This is a genomic window from Methyloversatilis thermotolerans, assembly GCF_000372885.1.
GTDB classification, from domain to species: Bacteria; Pseudomonadota; Gammaproteobacteria; order Burkholderiales; family Rhodocyclaceae; genus Methyloversatilis; species Methyloversatilis thermotolerans.
In genome coordinates this window covers 40,542-61,192 of the sequence record NZ_KB889967.1, presented here as the reverse complement: position 1 = coordinate 61,192, position 20,651 = coordinate 40,542, and the positions used below count along the sequence as shown (strand labels likewise).

Genomic DNA, 20,651 nt, shown 5'->3' with positions numbered 1-20,651 from the left:
CCCGCGAACTCAGTCATTATCCGGTCACGCACAGGCTAGGGTCTGTTGACCCTAGAGGTTGACGGCCGATTGTGTCGTGTACTTGAAATCTTTCACGGATGGATCCCGCCATGTCCGCCAGCACCCCCACCATCGAATCCTTCTTCGACCCGGCCACCAACACGGTCAGCTACCTCGTGCTCGACCCGACAACGCTGCGCTGCGCCATCGTCGACAGCGTGCTCGACTATGATCCGAAATCGGGCCGCACCGGCACGGCGTCCGCGGACCTCATCATCCAGCGGGTGCGCGAGCTGGGTGCCACGGTGGAGTGGATACTGGAAACCCATGTCCATGCCGACCACCTGTCGGCCGCGCCGTGGATCCGCCAGCACCTCGGCGGCAAGCTCGGCATAGGCGAACACATCGTCACCGTACAGAACGTGTTCGGCAAGCTGTTCAATGCCGGCACCGAATTCCAGCGCGACGGCAGCCAGTTCGACCATCTGTTCCGCGACGGCGAGCGTTTCGCGATCGGTTCCCTGCAGGCGCAGGCGCTGCACACGCCCGGCCATACGCCCGCCTGCATGTCCTATCTGGTGGAGGATGCGGCTTTCGTCGGCGACACGCTGTTCATGCCCGACTATGGCACGGCGCGCTGCGACTTCCCGGGCGGAGACGCGCGCATCCTCTACCGCTCGATCCGCAGGCTGCTCTCCCTGCCTGCGCACACACGGCTCTTCCTGTGTCACGACTACATGCCCGGAGGGCGCGCGCCGCGCTGGGAAACCACGGTCGGCGAAGAACGTGCCCACAACATTCATGTGCATGACGGCATCGCGGAAGAGGATTTCGTCGCCATGCGCACGGCGCGCGACGCCACGCTGGAAATGCCGGTGCTCATCCTGCCCTCCGTGCAAGTGAACATGCGCGCCGGAGCGTTCCCGCCGGCGGAGGACAACGGCACCCATTACCTGAAGATTCCGCTCAACGCGATCTGAACGCGCCACGCACGGACAGCGACCCCTCGTCGGCCTGCCCCGGGGAAGCGGGCCGGCGGCGCGCCCTGTCGGAAAGCCGGACACATACCGGCGTCCACACAAGGAGGAGAACCATGAATGCAAAACCGCTCGACCCGAGTCTGTCCGTCAGCGCGCAACTGGTGCTTGCCGACCTTGCGCCGCTGCGCGAGGCCGGTTTCCGTACCCTCATCTGCAATCGCCCCGACGGCGAAGGTCCGGATCAGCCCAATTTCGGTGAAATCGAGAGCGCCGCGCGTGCACTGGGCATGGAGGCCTACTACCTGCCGGTGGAATCGGGCAAGGTAAGCGATCTGGATGCGCGCATGTTCGGCGAACTGGTGGCGCACGTACCCAGGCCCATACTCGCCTACTGCCGCACGGGTACCCGCTCGGCCACGCTGTGGGCGCTGTCCTGCGCGGGCACCCGGCCCCTGCCCGACATCCTGCAGAGCGCGCGCGCGGCCGGCTACGACCTGGGCGGCGTGGTCCGACGGATCGCAAGCGGCGGGCGGATGCCGGCCGATACTGCCGATGCCAGCCACGACGTCGTGATCGTCGGTGCCGGCTCCGCCGGCATTGCCGTGGCATCCAGTCTGCTTGCCCGCAAACCGGAGCTGGACATCGCAGTGATCGATCCGGCCGATGTGCATTACTACCAGCCCGGCTGGACTCTGGTCGGCGGCGGCGTGTTCAAGCCCGAACACACGGTGCGCACGCTCGGCACGGTGCTGCCCCGGGGCGTACGCTGGATCAAGGGCGCCGTGGCCGCCTTCGAGCCCGAGCGACGCAGCGTGCTGCTGGATGGATGTCGCATCGTGAAGTACCGAAGGCTTGTCGTGTGTCCGGGCCTCAAGCTGGACTGGCACGGCATCGAGGGCCTGGTCGATACCCTGGGGCGCAACGGCGTCACCTCGAACTACCGCTACGACCTGGCTCCGTACACCTGGCAACGGGTGCAGCAACTGCGCGGCGGCCGGGCGCTGTTCACCCAGCCGCCCATGCCGATCAAGTGCGCCGGCGCGCCGCAGAAGGCAATGTACCTTTCGTGCGATCACTGGTTGCGCGAGGGCGTGCTCGCGGATATCGACGTGTCCTTCCACACGGCGGGCGCGGTGCTGTTCGGCGTGGCCGACTATGTGCCGGCCTTGATGGAGTACGTGAAGCGCTACGACATCGCGCTGAACTTCGGCTCCACGCTCACCGCGATCGATGGCGACGCGAAACAGGCCACTTTCACGGTCACGCGTGCCGACGGCAGCAAGGAATCGCGGATCTGTGAATTCGATATGATCCATGTGTGCCCGCCACAGAAGGCGCCGGATTTCGTGCGCGCCAGTCCGCTTGCCGACGCGGCAGGCTGGGTGGAGGTCGATCACGGCTCACTGCAGCATGTGCGGTACCCCGAAATTTTCTCGCTCGGCGATGTCACCTGCACGCCGAATGCCAAGACCGCCGCAGCCGCGCGCAAACAAGCGCCGGTGGTGGCCGAAAACCTGATCGCCTCGCTGGCCGGCCGGCCTCTGCCGGCCCGGTACGATGGCTATGGCTCGTGCCCGCTCACCGTCGAGCGCGGAAAGATCGTGCTCGCGGAATTCACCTATGGCGGCAGGACCGCGCCCAGCTTCCCGTCGTGGTTCATCGACGGCACGCGGCCGTCCTGCCTCGCCTGGTATCTCAAGGAACGCATACTGCCGCCCCTCTACTGGGAAGGCATGTTGAAAGGACGTGAATGGCTGGCCCGACCGGAAACGGCGAACTGAGCGCGAACGCACTGCCCACGCGCGCGCCCGCTGGTGCGGCACGCGGACTTGCGCGCTGGCTCCCGATACTCGACTGGGGCGCGCGCTATGACCGCGCGACCTTGAGCGCCGACCTTCTGGCGGCGCTCATCGTCACGCTCATGCTCATCCCGCAGAGCCTGGCCTATGCCCAGCTCGCCAACCTGCCGCCCCATATCGGCCTGTATGCGAGCATCGCGCCGCTGGTGGTGTACGCGGTGTTCGGCAGCAGCCACGCACTTGCGGTCGGACCGGTGGCCGTGGTGTCGCTGATGACAGCGGCCGCGATCAGCGGCCTGGGCATCGTGGACGAGGCCGCGCGTCTGCAGGCGGCGCTCACGCTGGCCGCGCTGTCGGGCGTCATGCTGCTGCTGATGGGTGTGCTGCGGCTCGGCTTTCTCGCCAGTTTCCTGAGCCATCCGGTCATATCCGGCTTCCTGACCGCCTCGTCCCTGCTCATCACGCTGAGCCAGCTCAAGCACCTGCTGGGCATACGCGCCGACGGCGACACCCTGCCCGAGTTGCTGCCGCCACTGATCGCCGGGCTGCCGCACGTCCACTGGCCGACTGCCGCGCTCGGTGCCGGCGTGCTGGCTTTCCTCTACTGGACGCGCAGCCGGCTCAAGCCGCTGCTGCTGCGGCTGGGCATGGAGCCGCAGATGGCGGGCATGTGCGCGAAGGCAGGCCCGGTGCTGGCAGTGATCGGCAGTACCGCGCTGATGTGGGCGCTGAAGCTGGATGAAGCGGGTGTGCGCAAGGTGGGAGACATACCCGCCGGGCTGCCGCCGCTCACCCTGCCCTCGCTCGCCCCGGATCTGTTGCTGCAGTGCCTGCTGCCCGCCTTTCTCATCAGTCTGATCGGCTTTGTCGAGTCGGTGTCGGTGGCACAGAACTTCGCGGCACGCCGGCGGCTGCGCATCGATCCGAACCAGGAACTGGTCGGACTGGGTGTGGCCAACCTCGCTGCCTCGGCCACCGGCGGCTATCCGGTCACCGGTGGCCTGTCGCGTTCGGTGGTGAGTTTCGACGCCGGCGCCGCCACGCCGGCGGCCGGCGCCTTCACCGCGGTGGGCATCGCGCTGGCGTCGCTGACGCTCACCCCCGCGCTCCATTACCTGCCGCAGGCGACACTGGCGGCCACCATCGTGGTGGCCATCCTGACGCTGGTCGATGTCGACACGCTGCGTACGACCTGGCGCTGTTCACGCTCCGATTTCGCCGCTGCGCTGACCACTCTGGCGGTCACCTTGCTGTTCGGGGTGGAGCACGGCGTGAGCGCCGGTGTCGCGCTCACGCTGCTGAGCCATCTGTGGCGTGCCAGCCGGCCGCACATGGCGGTGGTGGGACGCGTGCCGGGCAGCGAACACTTCCGCAATGTCGACCGGCATGCAGTGGAAACCCATCCGTCGCTGATCGGTCTGCGCGTCGACGAAGGACTCAATTTCATGAATGCGCGTCAGGTCGAGGACCGCATACTGGCTCTGGTGGCGGAGCAGCCTGCGGCACGCCACGTGGTGCTGCTGTGTTCGGCGGTGAACGACATCGACGCCAGTGCGCTGGAAATGCTGGAGCACCTGGCGCACCGTCTGGCGCACATGGGGGTGCTGCTGCATCTGTCCGAAGTGAAGGGCCCGGTGATGGACAGACTCGAACGCTCGGCGCTGCTGAAACATCTGGGAGGACAGGTCTTCCTGTCCCACCATGCCGCGGTCAGGGCGCTGACTGCCGCAGACGGTCCACCGCCTCCCTGAAACGGCGGCGCAGTTCCTCCGTCGGCTGGCCTCGCTCCTGCGCCTCCTGCAGGGCGCGCAGGATGTCGGCTGCGCCGGCATCGGCAGCCAGCGTCTGGGTGGCCGGCGTGGCGCCGGCGCCGACCAGTTCGGCGCGTTCCGCGCCCTGCTTGCCGCGACGGGCGGAAATGACCAGGGCCGAAGGTGCCGCGCGCACGGTCTGTTGTGCCGAACTGCGGCGGTGCCTGTCCACGGCCGCCATGAACTGGCGCCTCAGCGCATCGGTCGGTCGGCCCTCGGCTTCCGCCTGCCTGAGCTTGCGCAGCAGTTCTCCGACTTCCGGCGGCGCCGGCACCGACACCGGGGGCGGTGGCGGCGGAGCGGCAACGGGTGCCGCACTGACCGCCTCCGCGACATTCTCCGGCGGTGCGACCAGCGTCGCGATCTTCAGGCGGTTGTAGCGCAGCGCCCAGGCCAGCGCGTTCTCTCCACGATCGGAAACGGCGATGGTACTGGCGCCGGCGGCGACCAGGCTGCGGGCGATCGATTCATGGCCCTCGCGCACCGCCATCATGAGTGGCGTGGCCAGATTGGGCGCACGCGCGTCCAGCTTCGCACCGCGCGCGATCAGCAGGTCGACGATATCGCGCTGACCGGCAAATGCCGCGTAATGCAGAGCCCCCCAGGTCTTGTCCGGCGGGTCGATCGATGCACCGCGCTCGATCAGCCATTCGACCGCCTTGCGTTTGCCGCGCCACGCCGCGAGGGCGATCGCCTGCTCGCCGATACGGCTCACGTAATCGAGGTTGGCGCCGCGCTCGACGAACAGCTCCATGAGTGGAATGTTGCCGTCCCAGGCACCGATCATCAGTCCGGTGCCGACCACGTCGGCTTCGAAGTCGGGGGGCAGTCCCTCGTCGAGCCAGCGGGCTGCGGCGCGGATGTCGCCCATTTCCATCGCACGTCCGAAACGTGACGGGTCGGGCAGTTCGGCCCGGGCCGAACTGAAGAAGAAAGCGGCGCTGATGGCGATCAGCGCACGTGACGCAGCGTTCAAGTCATGGTTCCTCGTGATCCATGCACCGCGTTTCGCACCCGGGAGGTGCGCTGCGGCACAATGCGCACCGGAGTGTACCGATCCGCACCGTCCGTTTGTCCCGACTGAAACTTCATTTCGCACTTGCCATTTCGCTGCTGCTGCACCTTGCCGTGCTGCTGTGGCCAGCGCCGCAGACCGATGCGCCGCCGCCCGCCGCAGCGCTGCTGCAGGCTCGCCTGCGGCCGGCGCCTGCGGCCGACCGCCCCGCGGAACCGGCGCCGACCGAGCCGGTGCTGAAGGACACGCGCAGCGAAAACACCAACGAGGCGCCCGCTGCGCGTCAACCCGCGCCACCGGAAAAGCGGCCCTCGCGCCGGGCACAGGAGCACGCTCAGGAGCGCGCCCAGCGCATACTCAACCGCCACGTGTTCTATCCGCAGGAGGCGATAGACCGCGGACTGGAAGGCGAAGTGCGCCTGCGGCTCACGCTTGCAGCGGACGGGCGGGTGCTCGATGCCGGCATCCTCGCGAGCAGTGGACATGCCCTGCTCGACCAGGCGGCGCTGCAGGCCGCGCGACACATCGGCCGCATCGACGCGGGCGGCGCTCGCGAACTGATGCTGCCGGTGCTGTTCCGCCTCGAATAGGCGCCGGACAGGCCGGCGGACCGCGACGCGGCCGCGGGGAAGGTCGGCGGACCGCGACGCGGCCGCGAGGAGGGTCGGCGGACCGGGACGCGGCCGCGAGGAAGGCCGGCGGACCGCGACGCGGCCGCGAGGAAGGCCGGCGGACCGCGACGCGGCCGCCTCAGGCGTCCGGCGCGTCGTCCGGCGCTTCCTGACCTTCGTCCGGCACGCGGTATTCCTCGTTCGCCCACGCACCGAGGTCGATCTGCTTGCAACGTTCGCTGCAGAACGGTCGCCAGGGATTGGCGGGCGAGAACAGAGCCGGCGCGCCACAGCGCGGACAGGACACGGTACGACCCGCGGACGGTGCTGCCGGCCTGTTCACAGATTGCAGAAGGTCAGTTCGAAAGCGACGTCGGATTCGGCGACGCGCGGGCGGGCGTGGCCGCCCGGGGCGATGAAGCGGATGTTCAGTGCGTACTTGTTGGCACTGATTTCCGGCGTGAACGGCTCGTTCACCGGCACCCGCAGGCGCAGCATCTGCGCCGACTTGCCCCCCATCATCATCTGGAAGGCACCGTTGCCGGCGATCTGGCGCTCGGGCCGTCCGCTGGCGCGCAGCAGGCGCAGCACGATGGTCAGTCCGTCGCGGATGGGCAGCATCGGTGTGAGCCAGCCGGCCAGATCGCTCTGGCGTGATGCGGCATCGCGATGGCGCCAGTAGTGGTAGGACGGCAGATCGAATTCGCACAGGCCGCCGGGGATGGCGGCACGGCTCTTGATGCTCATGAGCCACTCGTTCTCGCGCAGGTACTGGCCGATCTTGCCGGCCATCGCCAGCAGCGCCGCACTTGCCTGCTCGATCTCGTAGAGCGCGCCGGACAGCGCCTCTTCGGAAATGTCAGGGTTGTTGCGGAAGGACATGAGCGTCTGCCGTTGCCGCTCGAGTTCCTGCACAAGATCAACCTTGAGATCGGCGCGCGAAGCGACTTCAAGTATCTCGAACAGGCTCACCAGCGCAACATGATGTTCGTGCGGACCTTCGGCGCGCATGAAATATTGCGTACGCTCGAACAGATCCTCAAGGCGCAACAGTGTGCGGATGCGCTCGTTCAGAGGATATTCGTACGTGATCACAGGGGCTTGTCCGGCGCAAATTCAAGCAAATTCTCATGATTCTGACGGAAAACCCGCGCAGTCACAATGTTCAACCGGGCTTTTCTGAGCCGGCAAGCGCCATGTAGCGGGTGTGCAACCGGGAAACAGCCGCTGCAAGCGCCGTCTCGTCTCCGTCGTTGTCGATCACGTCGTGCGCCACCGCCCGCCTCGCTTCGCGCGTCGCCTGGGCGGCAATGATGCGGTCGACCTGTTCCCCGCTCAGTCCGCTGCGTGCAATGACGCGCCGACGCTGCAGCTCGACCGGACAGTCGACCAGCAGCACGCGGTCGCAGCGCGACGCCCAGTCGCCCGCTTCGACCAGCAGCGGCACCGCCAGCACGACATAAGGCGCCCCCGCCGCAAACGCCGCATCGATCTGCCTGCGCGCAGTCTCGCGAATCAAGGGGTGCAGCAGGTCCTCGAGTTGCCGCCGCAGCGATGCATCGGCAAACACCCGCTCGCGCATGCGTACCCGATCAAGCGCGCCCTCAGTGGTGGCGATGTCTTCGCCGAAGGCTGCGCGCAACACGGGCATGGCCGCGCCGCCGGAACCGGTCAGTCGGTGCGCGATGGCGTCGGTATCGACCAGTGCCGCGCCATGAGCGCCGAACAGCGCGGCCACCGTGGACTTGCCGCTGCCTATGCCGCCGGTGAGGCCGACCACGAAATGCCTCACTGACACGCCGCCTGCTCGCCGGCCGCCAGCAGTTCCGCTGCACCCTCGAGCACGCTGGTCAACGCCTGTTCGCTGCCGCGCAGCTCGACACGCCAGCGTTGCCCGCGCCCCTCGCGCTCGGCGATGCGCGCGCTGCGCACCCCCTGGGTGTTCAGCCTGTCGAGCAGTTCGCGCGCACCGGCCTCGGTACGGAACAGACCAAGGGATATCGCGAACTTCTGGCCATCCTGATCGGGCATGAGTGCCATTTCGTTCACCCCGAGTGCGCGCAGTTCCGCCTGTTTGCGATCGGCCAGCGCCCGTGTCGCCAGATCCGGAATGTGCACCCACCAGGACGAGGTCGCGCCCTGTTCGGATTCCGTCAGTTCGAGCGCAGTCCCGCTGTCGCGCACGCGCACGGCGAGCTGATCCACCTGTTCGCGGCTCAGGCCCAGCAGGGCACGACAACTGCGCGTGCCGACCGGCGGTTCGGCCAGGGTGGCGTCTGCCGGCGGTGCCTCGGTCGCGCTGACCACCGGCTGCGCATCCGCTTCGACCGGCAGCACGCGAATGCGCTCGGCGTCGAGCTGGCGCGCCAGCCGGTCGGCCTCGCCGCGCGGAACCGCCGGCGACACCAGTCCGGCCGTCCATGGCAGCAGCACGAGATTGATCAGCAGGAACAGCAGGCAGGCAAGACGCATGACGATCGTATCGCGGTGGAAGCGGAGAATCCGGTCATTTCAGCACATCGCCCGCCATGCGGGCGAGTCCGTGCAGCACGAGGTGATCGATGCGCGCCGGCGGATCGGCGAACTGCGGCCACAGTGCCTCGCTGCCGCCTCCGGACAGCACGATGCGCGCATCGCCCATGCGTTGCCGGACCCGTTCTATCAGCGCCACCTGGGCGCCGACGCAGCCATTGAATATCGCATCGTCGGTGTTACGGGGCCACTGCGTCGCCTGACCGCGCGCAAGCGGAAGATCCGCGGTACGGCGCGCCAGCGACTCCATCATCAGATCCACACCGGGCAGGATGTAGCCGCCGAGGAAGCGGTCCCCGGCATCCAGCGCGTCCACGGTGGTCGCGGTACCTGCGCATACGACGACCAGCGCGCCGTCGAGCAGCGTGCGCGCACCGATGAGCGCCGCCCAGCGGTCGGCACCCAGCCGCACAGGATCGTGGTACAGGTTGTCGATGCCGCATGCGTTTGCCGCGGCGCGGATACGGTGGCTCCGGCATCCGGCCGGCAAGGCCGCGCGCAGCACCCGATCGGCCGCTTCGCCAGCGACGCAACAGTAGACGCAGTGCTGCGCCCGCTGCCAGGCAGCGGACAGCGTCGTCCGGTCGGCAAGCGCGGTATCGACGCCTTCCACGTCGGCCGCCAGTCGACCGTCGGCATCGCGCCACCCCCACTTGATGCGGCTGTTGCCGACATCGATCAACAGCACGCGCACGCTCATGCCGGATTCGCCGCACGCAGGGTGACGTCGCCGCTGAGCACGCGGCTGACCACGCCATCGCGTTCCAGCCTGAGCGCCCCATCGACATCCACGCCGACGCAACGACCTTCACTTGTCGTCTGTTCGCCCAGGACAAGCACCTGCCGGCCGGCATGCAGATTGAAACCTTCCCAGCGGGTGGCAAAGCCGGCGAAGCCGCTGTCGGCAAAGCGCGGCAGGGCCTCGATCAGCGCGGCAATCAGATCGCCTGCGGTGGCCAGCCAGTCGTCCTCGGCGGGAGGACCGGCGAACAGCGCGACTGGCGGATGTGCATAGTCGCCGGGCGGCGGCGGCGCCAGATTGAGGCCGACGCCAATCACCACGTCGACATGGGTGCTTGCCGGCAACAGTTCGATCAGTACCCCTCCCAGCTTGCCCGGCACGCCGTCGCGCACGCGCATCAGGTCGTTCGGCCACTTGAGTGCGAGCCCGTCCACGCCCCGCTGCTGCAGGGCCTCGGCGAGCACCACGCCGACCGCAAGGCTGAGCCCTGCGAGCCGGTCTGCCCGTCCGGAAAAACGGATGCGCAGCGAAAAAGTGAGGCTGTCGCCGGCCGCGGATGTCCAGTCCCGACCGCGCCGGCCGCGACCGGCGGTCTGTTCGAGCGCACACAGCACGCGCCTGTCGTCGCCGCGCAGCGCAAGCAGGTCGGAATTGGTACTGCCGGTGCGCTGGCACACGTCGATGTGCCAGCCATCGGACACGGTGCGAAGCCGGGCGCACAACGCCCGGGTGAGCTGCTCGGGATCGGTCATGCCGCGGATTGTAGCCGCGGCGGGCCGACTACTCGCTATCGGGGTCGGCCTCGCGGCCGCCTTCGATGTTCAGCTCCTGGATCTTGCGGGTGATGGTGTTGCGGCCTATGCCCAGCAGTTGCGCCGACTCGATGCGCCGGCCACCGGTGCTGGCGAGCGCACGGCGGATCAGCGTGCGCTCGAATTCCTGCACCAGATGATCGAACAGGGCGGGCTGCTTGAGCGCGATCAGGCGGTCGACCTCCGACGCCAGCGCGGACACCCAGTCGCCGCTGACTTCACGTGCCGGCTGGGAACGCAATTCTGCCGGAAGATCCTTCACATCCACGGTCTGGCCAGGTGCCATGACCGTGAGCCAGTGGCAGAGGTTTTCGAGCTGTCGCACATTGCCGGGAAAATCCAGCCCCTGCAGATAGCGCATCGCCGGTTCGGACAGGCGCTTGGCGTCCACACCCAGTTCCTGCGCGCTCTTGGTCATGAAGTGCTGGGCCAGCAGCAGGATGTCCTCGCGCCGCTCGCGCAGCGGCGGTATGCGCAGGCGGATCACGTTCAGCCGGTGGAACAGGTCTTCGCGAAACAGGCCCTGCTTGACCCGATCCTCGAGGTTCTGGTGGGTAGCCGCGATCACCCGTACGTTGGCCTTGATCGGCGAATGACCGCCCACGCGGTAGAACTGCCCGTCGGACAGCACGCGCAGCAGCCGGGTCTGCAACTCCGGCGGCATGTCGCCGATCTCGTCGAGGAACAGCGTGCCGCCATCCGCCTGTTCGAATCGACCGCGACGGGTTGCCGTGGCGCCGGTGAACGCACCTCTTTCGTGGCCGAACAGCTCGGATTCCAGCAGGTCGCGCGGGATGGCCGCGGTATTGATTGCGATGAAGGGCGCGTCGCGTCGCGGGCTGTGACGGTGCAAGGCACGCGCGACCAGTTCCTTGCCGGTGCCCGATTCGCCGTTGATGAGCACCGTGGCGTGGCTCTGCGACAGGCGGCCGATCGCGCGGAACACGTCCTGCATCGATGCCGCCTTGCCGAGGATTTCCGGCGCCATGTTCGATTCGACCGGCGCTTCGCCCTGGTGCATGCTCTCCTCGATCGCGCGGCGCACCAGTTCGATCGCATGGTCCACGTCGAAAGGCTTGGGCAGATACTCGAAGGCGCCGCCCTGGAAGGCGGCCACCGCGCTGTCGAGGTCGGAATAGGCGGTCATGATGATGACCGGCAGGCTGGGATAGCGCGCCTTCACCTTTTCCAGCAGCGACAGTCCGGATTCACCCGGCATGCGGATGTCGGACAGCAGAACCTGCGGCAGGCCGCCCGCATCGAGCGCATCGAGCGCCTCCTGTGCGGCGGAATAGGTTTCGAAGGGAATGGACTCGCGAGCGAGGGCCTTTTCCAGCACCCATCGTATGGAGCGGTCGTCATCGACGATCCAGACCGGATTCATGTTTTCTCCGTCGCGCCCTGTTTAAAGGGCAGCAAGATTGTGAAGACTGTATTGCCGGGCCGGCTCTGCACCTCGATGGTGCCGTGGTGCTGATGCACGAAACTCTGTGCGAGCGTCAGACCGAGACCGGTCCCGCCATCGCGACCCGACACCAGTGGATAGAAGATGCGATCGAGCAGCTCCTCGGGAATGCCCGGGCCGTTGTCGATCACTTGCAATTCGAGTGCCAGCTTGTGACGGCGCTTGGCCAGCGTGGCCTGCCGGTAGGCGCGCGTGCGCAACCGGATCACGCCGTCGCCGCTCATCGCCTGCGCGGCGTTGCGCGCGATATTGAGCACCACCTGTATGAGCTGTTCGCGATCAGCCACAAGATCGGGCAGGCTGGTGTCATAGTCCCGCTGCACCGCCACCTTGGGAAACTCCGACGCGATGAGCAGCCGCACGCGTTCGAGCACTTCGTGCACGCTCACGGTGGTGACCTGCATGCTGCGATGCGAATGCAGCAGCCTGTTCATCAGGTCCTGCAGGCGGTCGGATTCCTTGATGATGACCTGGGTGTATTCGCGCAGTTCGGGACGATCAAGCTCGCCTTCAAGCAACTGCGCCGCACCGCGTATGCCGCCCAGCGGATTCTTGATTTCGTGCGCGAGATTGCGGATGAGCTCGCGATTCGCCTGCTGCTGCTGCAGCAACTGCTCCTCGCGCGCGACACGCAACTGCTGGTCGATCGGACGGAACTCGAGCAGGATGCGTGCACCGTCCGCGTGCACCGGCGACACCGTGCAGTCCAGTTGCAGCGGACCGCCGAGGAGACGATCAACACTGAGATTGTGCCCGGTATAGCTCCAGTCCTTGGCCAGCGCGTTCTCGAGCGCAAGGTCCAGGCCGTGCTCGCTGCCGATGAGCCGCTCGCAGCGCTGGCCGACCAGCTTTGCCGCACTCGAGGCAAACAGGTTCTCCGCGGCGGGATTGAGATAGACAATGTTGCGTTCCGCGTCGAGCAGGGCCACTGCGCTGGCGAGCAGTTCGAGCCCGAGAAACCGGTCGGGCCACTGACGCGTGGAGGGTGCTGCATTGGAACGGGCTGACTTCGAGCTCATGGCGGCTTTCTAGGCAAAAAACGCGCCAGGTGGTGCGGCAGGGCCGCGGGGCTCACTGCTGCAGCTTTCCGATCTCCTTGCGCAGTGCATCCACATTGCGCTCGTGCAGAGCCACATTGTCCTTCAGCGCCTGGATGCGATCGAGATACTTCTGGTAATTGCGCTCATCGCCCAGCCGGACGGCCTCACCCTCGACCAGCGCCTTGCGCGCCTCGTCCAGGCTCTTCTGTTCCGCCGCGAGCTCGGCCTCGAGAATGCGCCGGCGCTCGCCATCCCGTGTCTTCTGCTGATCGTTGCTCACATTCGGAAAACCGGCAGAAGACGACGGGCCGGCGGCGGGTCTGGACGTTGTAGAGGCGGGCCCCGGAACCGAACTGACCGGCACATCGCTCGACAACTGCTTGCAGCCACGCGCGCGCGACTTGTCATTGGTATACGTGACATGACCGTCCTCATCGATGCACTTGTACACATCCGCGTGGGCCGACGCGGCGGTCAGTAGTGCGACGAGTACGGCCACGCGGGAAGACCCCTGAAGCATGTACGTCACCTGATACCTGTGATGGTGGTCCGAGTGTAGGTTGCCTGCCCGCAGACAGACAACAAAAAAGGACGGCAAGTTGCCGTCCTTTTTCTCGCTCCGGGCCGGGAAAGCGCCGGGAGCGAAGGTCTGCCGCGCATGCCGCAGCAAGCGGCACGCGCTCCACGCGCGCGTGGATCAGAGGCTGTAGTACATGTCGAACTCGACCGGATGGGTGGTCACGCGCAGGCGATTCACTTCCTGCTGCTTCAGGTCGATATAGGCCGAAATGAAGTCTTCCGAGAACACACCACCCTTGGTCAGGAAAGCGTGATCGGCTTCCAGCGCGGCCAGCGCTTCGTCCAGGCTGCCTGCCACGGTCGGGATGAGCTTGTCCTCTTCCGGCGGCAGGTCGTACAGGTTCTTGTCCGCCGGATCGCCCGGGTGGATCTTGTTCTGCACACCGTCCAGACCGGCCATCATCAGCGCGGCGAAAGCCAGGTACGGGTTGGCAAGCGGATCCGGGAAGCGGGTTTCGATGCGGCGGGCCTTGTCGCTGGCAACGTGCGGGATGCGCACGGACGCCGAACGGTTGCGGGCCGAGTAGGCCATCTTGACCGGTGCCTCGAAGTGCGGAACCAGACGCTTGTACGAATTGGTACCCGGGTTGGTGATCGCATTCAGCGCCTTGGCGTGCTTGATGATGCCGCCGATGTAATACAGCGCGAACTCGGACAGACCGGCATAGCCGCTGCCGGCGAACAGGTTCTTGCCGTCCTTCCAGATCGACTGGTGCACGTGCATGCCAGAACCGTTGTCGCCAACGATGGGCTTGGGCATGAAGGTCGCCGTCTTGCCGTAGCTGTGCGCCACGTTGTGCACGACGTACTTCAGAGCCTGAGTCCAGTCGGCGCGGCGGACCAGGGTGTTGAACTTGGTGCCGATCTCGTTCTGGCCGGCGGTCGCCACTTCGTGGTGGTGCACTTCGACCGGGATGCCGATGGCTTCCAGCGCCAGCACCATGGAGGCACGGATGTCATTGTGCGAATCGACCGGCGGGACCGGGAAGTAACCGCCCTTCACCATCGGACGGTGACCGGTATTGCCGCTCTCGAACTTCTCGCCGGTGGCCCATGCAGCCTCTTCCGAGAAGATCTGCACGCGGCAACCCGACATGTCCACCTTCCACTCGACACTGTCAAAGATGAAGAATTCGGGTTCCGGGCCGAAGTAGGCGGTATCGCCCAGGCCGGTGGACTTCAGATAGGCTTCGGCGCGCTTGGCGATGGAACGCGGGTCACGGTCGTAACCCTTGCCGTCGGACGGTTCGACCACATCACACGTGATCACCAGCGTGGTTTCATCAAAGAACGGGTCGAGATAGGCGGTTGCGGGATCCGGCATCAACAGCATGTCGGACGCCTGGATGCCCTTCCAGCCGGCGATCGACGAACCATCAAAAGCGTGACCTTCGGTGAACTTGTCTTCGCTGAAGGCGCTGACCGGCACACCGACGTGCTGCTCCTTGCCACGGGTGTCGGTGAAACGGAAGTCGACGAACTTGACTTCGTTTTCCTTGATGATGTCGAGAACCTGCTTCGCGGTCGTCATTAGTTTCTCCTACGAGGTATATGTGCAACGGGTTCGGCTTGTTTTTGGGGTGAGCAAGCTCGCACACGTCCGGGTCTGCTTCGGCGCAATCAGGGCGGACGGCCTTCAGCCGCCCTTCGGATCACGTTTTTTCCTGATGCGCAGCGCCGTGGTCTGTGGGCATTCCCTCAGCGCCGCGTCCGGACTCATGCGTCCGGTGCAGTACGGTGGAGTCGATGCCGCACGAGCCTAAGCAGAAGCTGTGCCACGCGTCGGGTTCAGCCTGATGATTGTGCCACAGCGCCCGTGGCCTACACAGCATGCACAAAAGCGGCGCAACACAGCACCACCCAGGTGCGGTTTTGACTGAAAGCGCACCGTTTCGGGGCGGACGCAGGAGCACGGCGCGCTGTATACTTTTGCCTCTTCACCTTTCTACCCGGAAACGTCATGGCCACATTGGGACAGATACTCGGCCTCGCACGCGAGCGCGCCCAGCAACTGCAACTGCCCTACGCGGGCGCAGTCACCCCCGCCGAGGCTTACGAACTGTTGAAACTGGCGCCCGGTGCCCGCATTGTGGACGTACGTACATCCGCAGAATGGCAGTGGGTGGGCGAGGTACCGGATTCGGTGCAGATCGAGTGGAATATGTCCAGCGGCCAGCGCAATCCGGATTTCATCGCGCAGCTCAAGCGTCAGGTCGATCCGGAAGGTCTGGTCATGTTCCTGTGCCGCAGTGGTGGTCGTTCGCACGGTGCCGCCACGGCGGCGGCCGAGGCAGGTTACGGCAACGCCTACAACATACTCGAAGGCTTCGAGGGTGATCTCGATGCGAACGGCCATCGCAGCACGGTAGGCGGCTGGCGACAGGCGGGTCTTCCCTGGCGCCAGAGCTGATTCGCCGCACGAGGATTTCCGATGCAAGTCGCCCCCATCAGCTTCGATCGTTTCAATGTCCTGGCCGACGAACAGGCACAGGTACGCATACGCGCTGCCCGCGCACAACTCGGACAGCGCGCGGTCATTCTCGGTCACCACTATCAGCGTGAAGACGTGTATCGCCACGCCGACCTGACCGGCGACTCGCTCAAGCTGTCGCGCCTTGCCAGCCAGACCGATGCCGAGTTCATCGTATTCTGCGGCGTGCATTTCATGGCCGAGGTGGCGGACATCATGTCCAGGCCGGAACAGACCGCCATCCTGCCCGACCTTGCCGCCGGCTGTTCGATGGCCGACATGGCCAACCTCGCCAAGGTGGAGCGCTGCTGGCGCGAACTGCGCGCACTGCTCGGCGGCGATCCGGACCAGGTGTTCACGCCGGTCACCTATATCAATTCCGCCGCCGATCTGAAGGCTTTCTGCGGCGAGCACGGCGGCATCGTCTGCACCTCGTCGAACTGCGGCAGCATTCTCGAGTGGTCGCTGGCGCGGCGCGAGAAAGTGCTGTTCTTCCCCGATCAGCATCTCGGTCGCTGGACAGGCTACAACATGGGGATCGCGCTCGAGGACATGCTGGTGTGGGACCCCGATCTGGAAAATGGCGGACTGAGCGCGGAACAGGTGGCGAAGGCGAAAATCCTGCTGTGGAAGGGGCACTGTTCGGTGCACCAGATGTTCCAGCCCTCGCACATCCTGCGCTGGCGCAACCAGAATCCGGACGGCATCGTCATTTCCCATCCCGAAAGCGCGTTCGAGGTGTGCCGCCAGTCCGACTACGTCGGTTCGACCGAGTACATCCTGAAGACGGTGAAGGCCGGCGCACCGGGTACGAAGTGGCTGGTAGGCACCGAGCTGAACCTGGTGAACCGGCTGGCGGACGAAGTGAAGCACGAAGGCAAGACCGTGCAGTTCATGGCGCCCACGGTGTGCATGTGTTCGACCATGCAGCGCATCGATCCTCAGCATCTGGCATGGACGCTGGAGAACCTCGCCGAAGGAAACGTCGTGAACCGCATCAGCGTGCCTGCGCACGAGGCAGCCGGCGCCAGGGTGGCGATGGACCGCATGCTGGCGGCTTCGCCCTGAGCGCGCCCGGGCGCCCGCCGAAGATCCACGGCGCATGACCGAACTGCGCATCTGCACCTGGAACATCCACAAGGGCTTCTCGCAGTTCAATCGCCGGATGGTGATACACGAACTGCGGGAACGCCTGCAGGCGCTCGGCGCCGATCTGGTGTTCCTGCAGGAGGTGCAGGGCCAGCATCACGGCCACGCGCAACGCCACGCCGACTGGCCGGCGGAACCCCAGTACGAGTTCCTGGCCGACCGCATGTGGCCGGCGACCGCCTATGGCCGCAATGCCATCTATGATCACGGCCACCATGGCAACGCCATCCTGTCCAGACATCCGATCGCGCAGTCGGTCAATCGCGACGTATCCGCCCATCGCTTCGAACAGCGCGGCCTGCTGCATTGCGTGATCGAACCTGACGGTCATACGCGTGTGCATGCGCTGTGCGTGCACCTGGGGCTGACCGCGCGCGGACGGGAACGTCAGTACGCCATGCTGTCCGAACATATCCGCAGTGCGATACCTGGCGACGAAGCACTGATCGTCGCCGGCGACTTCAACGACTGGCACAACCGCGCCGAAGACCAATGGGCGCATGCGCTCGGACTGCACGAGGCACACAGCCAGTTGCACGGTCGTCCGGCGCGCAGTTTTCCGGCCGCCTTTCCCATCCTGCGGCTGGACCGCATCTATGTGCGCGGGCTGCGCGTGCGCGAGGTGGCGCGACATGCCGGCAATCCCTGGGCCCGCATTTCCGACCACGCCGCGCTGACGGCGCTGCTCAGCCTGCAAGAGCGGTCATGACGCGCCGCCTCGGAGGCAATGACGTGAAGCTTCTGGTGTGCGGGACGCAGTACTTCCCGGCGCTGGAGCGCTGCATCGAGGAGGCGCGAACCGAAATCTTCCTGGAAACCTACATCTTCGCGGACGACGAAACGGGTCGCCGGATGGCGTCGGCACTCGCGCGGGCCGCGCTGCGCGGGGTGCGGGTGCGGGTGCTGGTCGATGGCTTCGGCGCCCGCGATTTCGAACACACGCTGCAGCCCGGCCTTGAGGCCGCAGGTGTACAGGTGCTCACCTTCCGGCCGGAGCTCGCGCGCATCAACCTCAGCCGTCGGCGACTCAGACGCATGCACCGAAAGATGGCGGTGATCGATGCCGACACCGGCTTCGTCGGTGGCATCAACATCATCGATGACATGGATACGCCCCGCCAGAAGCCGCCCCGCTTCGACTACGCGGTCAGCGTGCGCGGACCGCTCGTGGCGCGCATCCATGCCGAATGCGTCAAGCTGTGGGAGCGCGTCGCCTGGGCGACACTGCAGTTCCGTCCACGTCTCGGGCGCATCTTCACGCACCGCATCGCGCCGGCGGGCACCGTGGAAGCATCGCTGCTCACCCGCGACAATGTGAGACACCGGCACGACATCGAGAACGCCTATCTCGATGCGATCGCGCGAGCCCGCCAGCACATCGTCATCGCCAACGCCTACTTCCTGCCGGGCCGCCGCTTCCGCCAGGCACTGATCGCCGCCGCCGGGCGCGGCGTGACGGTCACGCTGGTGCTGCAGGGACGGGTCGAGTATGCGCTGCTGCATTACGCATCGCAGGCGCTCTACGGCTCACTGCTTTCGGAAGGGGTGCGCATATTCGAGTACCGGCGCAGCTTCCTGCACGCCAAGGCAGCGGTCATCGACGGCGAATGGGCCACCGTGGGATCGAGCAATATCGATCCGTTCAGTCTCATGCTGGCGCGCGAAGCAAATGTGGTGATCCATGACCACGCGTTTGCGGCGACTCTGGAACAGAGCCTCCTTGCCGCAGCGCAGCACGGAGGCCGGGAACTGCGGCACCGCCAGTGGCGCAGCCGCCCGCTGCACGAAAGGCTGCTGCGCTGGATGGCGTATGGCCTGATACGGTTCATGATCGGTCTGGCCGGCGAGAAGATGAGCCGCCACATGCTCGAGGACCGCTGAGCGCATCCACCGCGCGCAAGCCCTGTCGCTACGACCCATGCAGGCTGCGGGCAAACCGGCGCCGGTCCTTGAGAATGCCCGCGTTCGCGTTGCCTGCCGGCGGTGACCGGCTCCGCGCGGGACGCTCGCACCGGCCGCCTTGCCGACGTGTCGCAGACCGGTCGGCCTCGCCGGACGAAGCCTTCGCAATCCTGCACCGGCGACAGCGAAGCGGCACAATGGTGGCCTGTTCATGCAGCAGGATGCACGCCATGACCCGGCATACCCTCCCCTCGGATCTGATTCCGCACTGGATAGACGGACAAGCGGCCCACGGCGGACACGAGCGCGCGCCGGTGTTCGACCCGGCCCACGGTCGGATCGCCCGCGAAGTCTGCCTCGCGGACGCCGCCCTCGTCGACCGGGCGGTTGCCAGCGCAAGCTCGGCGCAAGTGGCGTGGGCCGCAACGGCGCCGCAGCGCCGGGCGCGCGTGCTGTTCCGGATGAAGGAACTGGTGGAGCGATACAGCCTCGATCTGGCGCGGCTGATCACGCGCGAACACGGCAAGACGCTGCCCGACGCACAGGGCGAAGTGCAGCGCGGGCTGGAGGTGATCGAGTTCGCCTGCGGCATCCCGCATCTGCTGCAGGGCCAGTATTCCGACCACGTCGGCGGCGGCATCGCCAACTGGAGCCAGCGCATGCCGCTGGGTGTGGTCGCCGGCATCACCCCGTTCAACTTTCCCTTCATGGTGCCGATGTGGATGGCGCCGGTCGCGTTAGCCTGCGGTAACAGCTTCATCCTGAAGCCTTCGGAACGGGATCCGTCGCCCTCGCTGCTGACCGCCGAACTGTTCCGTGAAGCCGGTCTGCCCGACGGGGTGTTCTCTGTCATACAAGGCGATCGCGTCGCGGTGGATGCCCTGCTCGCCCACCCCGAGGTGCGCGCGGTGAGCTTCGTCGGCTCCACACCGGTCGCACGCCACATCCACGAAACCGCGTCGCGTCAAGGCAAGCGCGCACAGGCGCTGGGCGGGGCGAAGAACCACATGGTGGTGATGCCGGACGCGGACATCGGCCAGGCGGCGGATGCGCTGATCGGCGCCGCCTATGGCTCGGCAGGAGAGCGCTGCATGGCGATATCGGTCGCGGTCGCGGTAGGCGACATCGGCGACGCGCTGGTCGAGGCAGTGCGCATGCGCGCACAGAAGCTGAACATCGGCGATGGCGAAGGCGAAGGCGTCGACATGGGACCGGTGGTGACGGCAGCACATCGCGAACGCATCGTGTCACTGATCGATGCCGGCGTGACCGAAGGCGCGACGCTGGTGCTCGACGGACGCCGGCATGTGGTCGCCGGACACGAGCAGGGATTCTTCCTCGGTGCCACCCTGTTCGATCATGTGACGCCCGGCATGCGCATCTGGCGCGAGGAGATATTCGGGCCTGTGCTGTGCGTCGTGCGGGCAGCCAGCCTGGCCGAGGCGATCACCCTCGTGAACCGTCACGAGTACGGCAATGGCGTGTCGCTCTATACGCGGGATGGGGCAGCCGCACGCGAATTCGGCCAGCGCATCGAAGCCGGCATGGTGGGCATCAATGTGCCGATACCGGTGCCGATGGCCTGGCATTCCTTCGGCGGATGGAAGCAGAGCCTGTTCGGTGACCTGCATGCCTATGGCGAGGAAGGCGTGCGTTTCTACACCCGCTACAAGAGCATCATGCAGCGCTGGCCCGACAGCGGTTCGCGCGGGCCGGAATTCGTGATGCCGGTGAACTGAAGGCG

Annotated in this window: 20 protein-coding genes; 9 read left to right on the top strand and 11 right to left on the bottom strand. The window is 66.3% G+C overall.

From position 1 onward, the window contains the following. Positions 1 to 110: 110 nt before the first annotated feature. The 3 genes from A3Q7_RS0100295 (at position 111) to A3Q7_RS0100285 (ending at position 4,530) form a co-directional block, all read left to right on the top strand. A complete protein-coding gene (locus tag A3Q7_RS0100295; RefSeq protein WP_026224314.1) occupies positions 111 to 980 on the top strand; it encodes an MBL fold metallo-hydrolase in 870 nt (289 codons plus the stop codon). 113 nt (positions 981 to 1,093) lie between these two features. After that, a complete protein-coding gene (locus A3Q7_RS0100290; RefSeq protein ID WP_018409838.1) occupies positions 1,094 to 2,761 on the top strand; it encodes a bifunctional protein tyrosine phosphatase family protein/NAD(P)/FAD-dependent oxidoreductase in 1,668 nt (555 codons plus the stop codon). Beyond that, entirely contained in the window at positions 2,731 to 4,530 is a 1,800-nt protein-coding gene (locus A3Q7_RS0100285; RefSeq protein ID WP_018409837.1) for a SulP family inorganic anion transporter, read from the top strand. The genes A3Q7_RS0100290 and A3Q7_RS0100285 overlap by 31 nt, the downstream gene beginning before the upstream one ends. Here the strand turns inward: A3Q7_RS0100285 and A3Q7_RS0100280 are convergent. Continuing rightward, entirely contained in the window at positions 4,490 to 5,566 is a 1,077-nt protein-coding gene (locus A3Q7_RS0100280) for an ankyrin repeat domain-containing protein (protein ID WP_018409836.1), read from the bottom strand. The two genes, A3Q7_RS0100285 and A3Q7_RS0100280, sit on opposite strands and share 41 nt — an antisense overlap. A gap of 95 nt (positions 5,567 to 5,661) precedes the next feature. On the opposite strand from A3Q7_RS0100280, the gene A3Q7_RS0100275 reads away from it, so the two are divergent. Continuing rightward, positions 5,662 to 6,195, top strand: a complete 534-nt coding sequence (locus A3Q7_RS0100275; protein ID WP_026224312.1) for an energy transducer TonB — start codon at positions 5,662 to 5,664, stop codon at positions 6,193 to 6,195. A gap of 160 nt (positions 6,196 to 6,355) precedes the next feature. On the opposite strand, the gene A3Q7_RS0100270 is transcribed toward A3Q7_RS0100275, so the two are convergent. The 10 genes from A3Q7_RS0100270 to glnA all read right to left on the bottom strand — a co-directional run bounded on the left by A3Q7_RS0100270 (position 6,356) and on the right by glnA (position 14,917). Beyond that, positions 6,356 to 6,523: a DNA gyrase inhibitor YacG gene (locus A3Q7_RS0100270; protein WP_198289145.1), complete on the bottom strand. Its 168-nt coding sequence runs from the start codon at positions 6,521 to 6,523 to the stop codon at positions 6,356 to 6,358. 32 nt (positions 6,524 to 6,555) lie between these two features. After that, positions 6,556 to 7,311, bottom strand: coding sequence for a cell division protein ZapD (gene zapD, locus A3Q7_RS0100265; protein ID WP_018409833.1), 756 nt, complete (start codon positions 7,309 to 7,311; stop codon positions 6,556 to 6,558). Positions 7,312 to 7,381: 70 nt separating this feature from the next. Then, positions 7,382 to 8,014, bottom strand: coding sequence for a dephospho-CoA kinase (coaE, locus tag A3Q7_RS20710; RefSeq protein ID WP_051079098.1), 633 nt, complete (start codon positions 8,012 to 8,014; stop codon positions 7,382 to 7,384). After that, entirely contained in the window at positions 8,005 to 8,688 is a 684-nt protein-coding gene (locus A3Q7_RS20705; protein ID WP_018409831.1) for an SPOR domain-containing protein, read from the bottom strand. The genes coaE and A3Q7_RS20705 overlap by 10 nt, the downstream gene beginning before the upstream one ends. A gap of 34 nt (positions 8,689 to 8,722) precedes the next feature. After that, a complete protein-coding gene (locus tag A3Q7_RS0100250) occupies positions 8,723 to 9,448 on the bottom strand; it encodes a type III pantothenate kinase (RefSeq protein ID WP_018409830.1) in 726 nt (241 codons plus the stop codon). Then, entirely contained in the window at positions 9,445 to 10,242 is a 798-nt protein-coding gene (locus tag A3Q7_RS0100245; RefSeq protein WP_018409829.1) for a biotin--[acetyl-CoA-carboxylase] ligase, read from the bottom strand. The genes A3Q7_RS0100250 and A3Q7_RS0100245 overlap by 4 nt, the downstream gene beginning before the upstream one ends. A gap of 28 nt (positions 10,243 to 10,270) precedes the next feature. Next, positions 10,271 to 11,686 carry a nitrogen regulation protein NR(I) gene (ntrC, locus tag A3Q7_RS0100240; RefSeq protein WP_018409828.1) on the bottom strand — a complete coding sequence of 472 codons (1,416 nt, stop codon included), beginning with the start codon at positions 11,684 to 11,686 and terminating at the stop codon, positions 10,271 to 10,273. Then, positions 11,683 to 12,786, bottom strand: coding sequence for a nitrogen regulation protein NR(II) (gene glnL, locus A3Q7_RS0100235; RefSeq protein ID WP_018409827.1), 1,104 nt, complete (start codon positions 12,784 to 12,786; stop codon positions 11,683 to 11,685). The genes ntrC and glnL overlap by 4 nt, the downstream gene beginning before the upstream one ends. Before the next feature lie 52 nt (positions 12,787 to 12,838). Further along, complete coding sequence (locus A3Q7_RS0100230) at positions 12,839 to 13,327, bottom strand: DUF4124 domain-containing protein (RefSeq protein ID WP_026224311.1); 489 nt, start codon at positions 13,325 to 13,327, stop codon at positions 12,839 to 12,841. 177 nt (positions 13,328 to 13,504) lie between these two features. After that, the gene (gene glnA / locus A3Q7_RS0100225) at positions 13,505 to 14,917 is read right to left on the bottom strand and encodes a type I glutamate--ammonia ligase (RefSeq protein WP_018409825.1); all 1,413 of its coding nucleotides are present in this window, start codon (positions 14,915 to 14,917) and stop codon (positions 13,505 to 13,507) included. Positions 14,918 to 15,346: 429 nt separating this feature from the next. Between glnA and A3Q7_RS0100220 the strand changes: the two genes are divergently transcribed. From A3Q7_RS0100220 to A3Q7_RS0100200, 5 genes are all read left to right on the top strand, one after another. Continuing rightward, positions 15,347 to 15,796 carry a rhodanese-like domain-containing protein gene (locus tag A3Q7_RS0100220; protein WP_018409824.1) on the top strand — a complete coding sequence of 150 codons (450 nt, stop codon included), beginning with the start codon at positions 15,347 to 15,349 and terminating at the stop codon, positions 15,794 to 15,796. A gap of 21 nt (positions 15,797 to 15,817) precedes the next feature. Beyond that, complete coding sequence (gene nadA, locus A3Q7_RS0100215; protein WP_018409823.1) at positions 15,818 to 16,924, top strand: quinolinate synthase NadA; 1,107 nt, start codon at positions 15,818 to 15,820, stop codon at positions 16,922 to 16,924. Between the two features lie 34 nt (positions 16,925 to 16,958). Further along, a complete protein-coding gene (locus A3Q7_RS0100210) occupies positions 16,959 to 17,714 on the top strand; it encodes an endonuclease/exonuclease/phosphatase family protein (protein WP_018409822.1) in 756 nt (251 codons plus the stop codon). Then, on the top strand, positions 17,711 to 18,886 hold the full coding sequence (gene clsB / locus A3Q7_RS0100205) for a cardiolipin synthase ClsB (RefSeq protein ID WP_018409821.1): 1,176 nt from the start codon (positions 17,711 to 17,713) through the stop codon (positions 18,884 to 18,886). The genes A3Q7_RS0100210 and clsB overlap by 4 nt, the downstream gene beginning before the upstream one ends. A gap of 251 nt (positions 18,887 to 19,137) precedes the next feature. Then, on the top strand, positions 19,138 to 20,646 hold the full coding sequence (locus A3Q7_RS0100200; protein ID WP_026224310.1) for a CoA-acylating methylmalonate-semialdehyde dehydrogenase: 1,509 nt from the start codon (positions 19,138 to 19,140) through the stop codon (positions 20,644 to 20,646). Positions 20,647 to 20,651 lie beyond the last annotated feature (5 nt).

What these genes read in the sequence shown, in the direction of transcription:
- A3Q7_RS0100295 (WP_026224314.1), top strand. Translation starts at nt 111, where the DNA reads ATGTCCGCCAGCACCCCCACCATCGAATCCTTCTTCGACCCGGCCACC.
- A3Q7_RS0100290 (WP_018409838.1), top strand. Translation starts at nt 1,094, where the DNA reads ATGAATGCAAAACCGCTCGACCCGAGTCTGTCCGTCAGCGCGCAACTG.
- A3Q7_RS0100285 (WP_018409837.1), top strand. Translation starts at nt 2,731, where the DNA reads ATGGCTGGCCCGACCGGAAACGGCGAACTGAGCGCGAACGCACTGCCC.
- A3Q7_RS20705 (WP_018409831.1), bottom strand. Translation starts at nt 8,688, where the DNA reads ATGCGTCTTGCCTGCCTGCTGTTCCTGCTGATCAATCTCGTGCTGCTG.
- A3Q7_RS0100250 (WP_018409830.1), bottom strand. Translation starts at nt 9,448, where the DNA reads ATGAGCGTGCGCGTGCTGTTGATCGATGTCGGCAACAGCCGCATCAAG.
- A3Q7_RS0100245 (WP_018409829.1), bottom strand. Translation starts at nt 10,242, where the DNA reads ATGACCGATCCCGAGCAGCTCACCCGGGCGTTGTGCGCCCGGCTTCGC.
- ntrC (WP_018409828.1), bottom strand. Translation starts at nt 11,686, where the DNA reads ATGAATCCGGTCTGGATCGTCGATGACGACCGCTCCATACGATGGGTG.
- glnL (WP_018409827.1), bottom strand. Translation starts at nt 12,786, where the DNA reads ATGAGCTCGAAGTCAGCCCGTTCCAATGCAGCACCCTCCACGCGTCAG.
- A3Q7_RS0100230 (WP_026224311.1), bottom strand. Translation starts at nt 13,327, where the DNA reads ATGCTTCAGGGGTCTTCCCGCGTGGCCGTACTCGTCGCACTACTGACC.
- glnA (WP_018409825.1), bottom strand. Translation starts at nt 14,917, where the DNA reads ATGACGACCGCGAAGCAGGTTCTCGACATCATCAAGGAAAACGAAGTC.
- A3Q7_RS0100220 (WP_018409824.1), top strand. Translation starts at nt 15,347, where the DNA reads ATGGCCACATTGGGACAGATACTCGGCCTCGCACGCGAGCGCGCCCAG.
- nadA (WP_018409823.1), top strand. Translation starts at nt 15,818, where the DNA reads ATGCAAGTCGCCCCCATCAGCTTCGATCGTTTCAATGTCCTGGCCGAC.
- A3Q7_RS0100210 (WP_018409822.1), top strand. Translation starts at nt 16,959, where the DNA reads ATGACCGAACTGCGCATCTGCACCTGGAACATCCACAAGGGCTTCTCG.
- clsB (WP_018409821.1), top strand. Translation starts at nt 17,711, where the DNA reads ATGACGCGCCGCCTCGGAGGCAATGACGTGAAGCTTCTGGTGTGCGGG.
- A3Q7_RS0100200 (WP_026224310.1), top strand. Translation starts at nt 19,138, where the DNA reads ATGACCCGGCATACCCTCCCCTCGGATCTGATTCCGCACTGGATAGAC.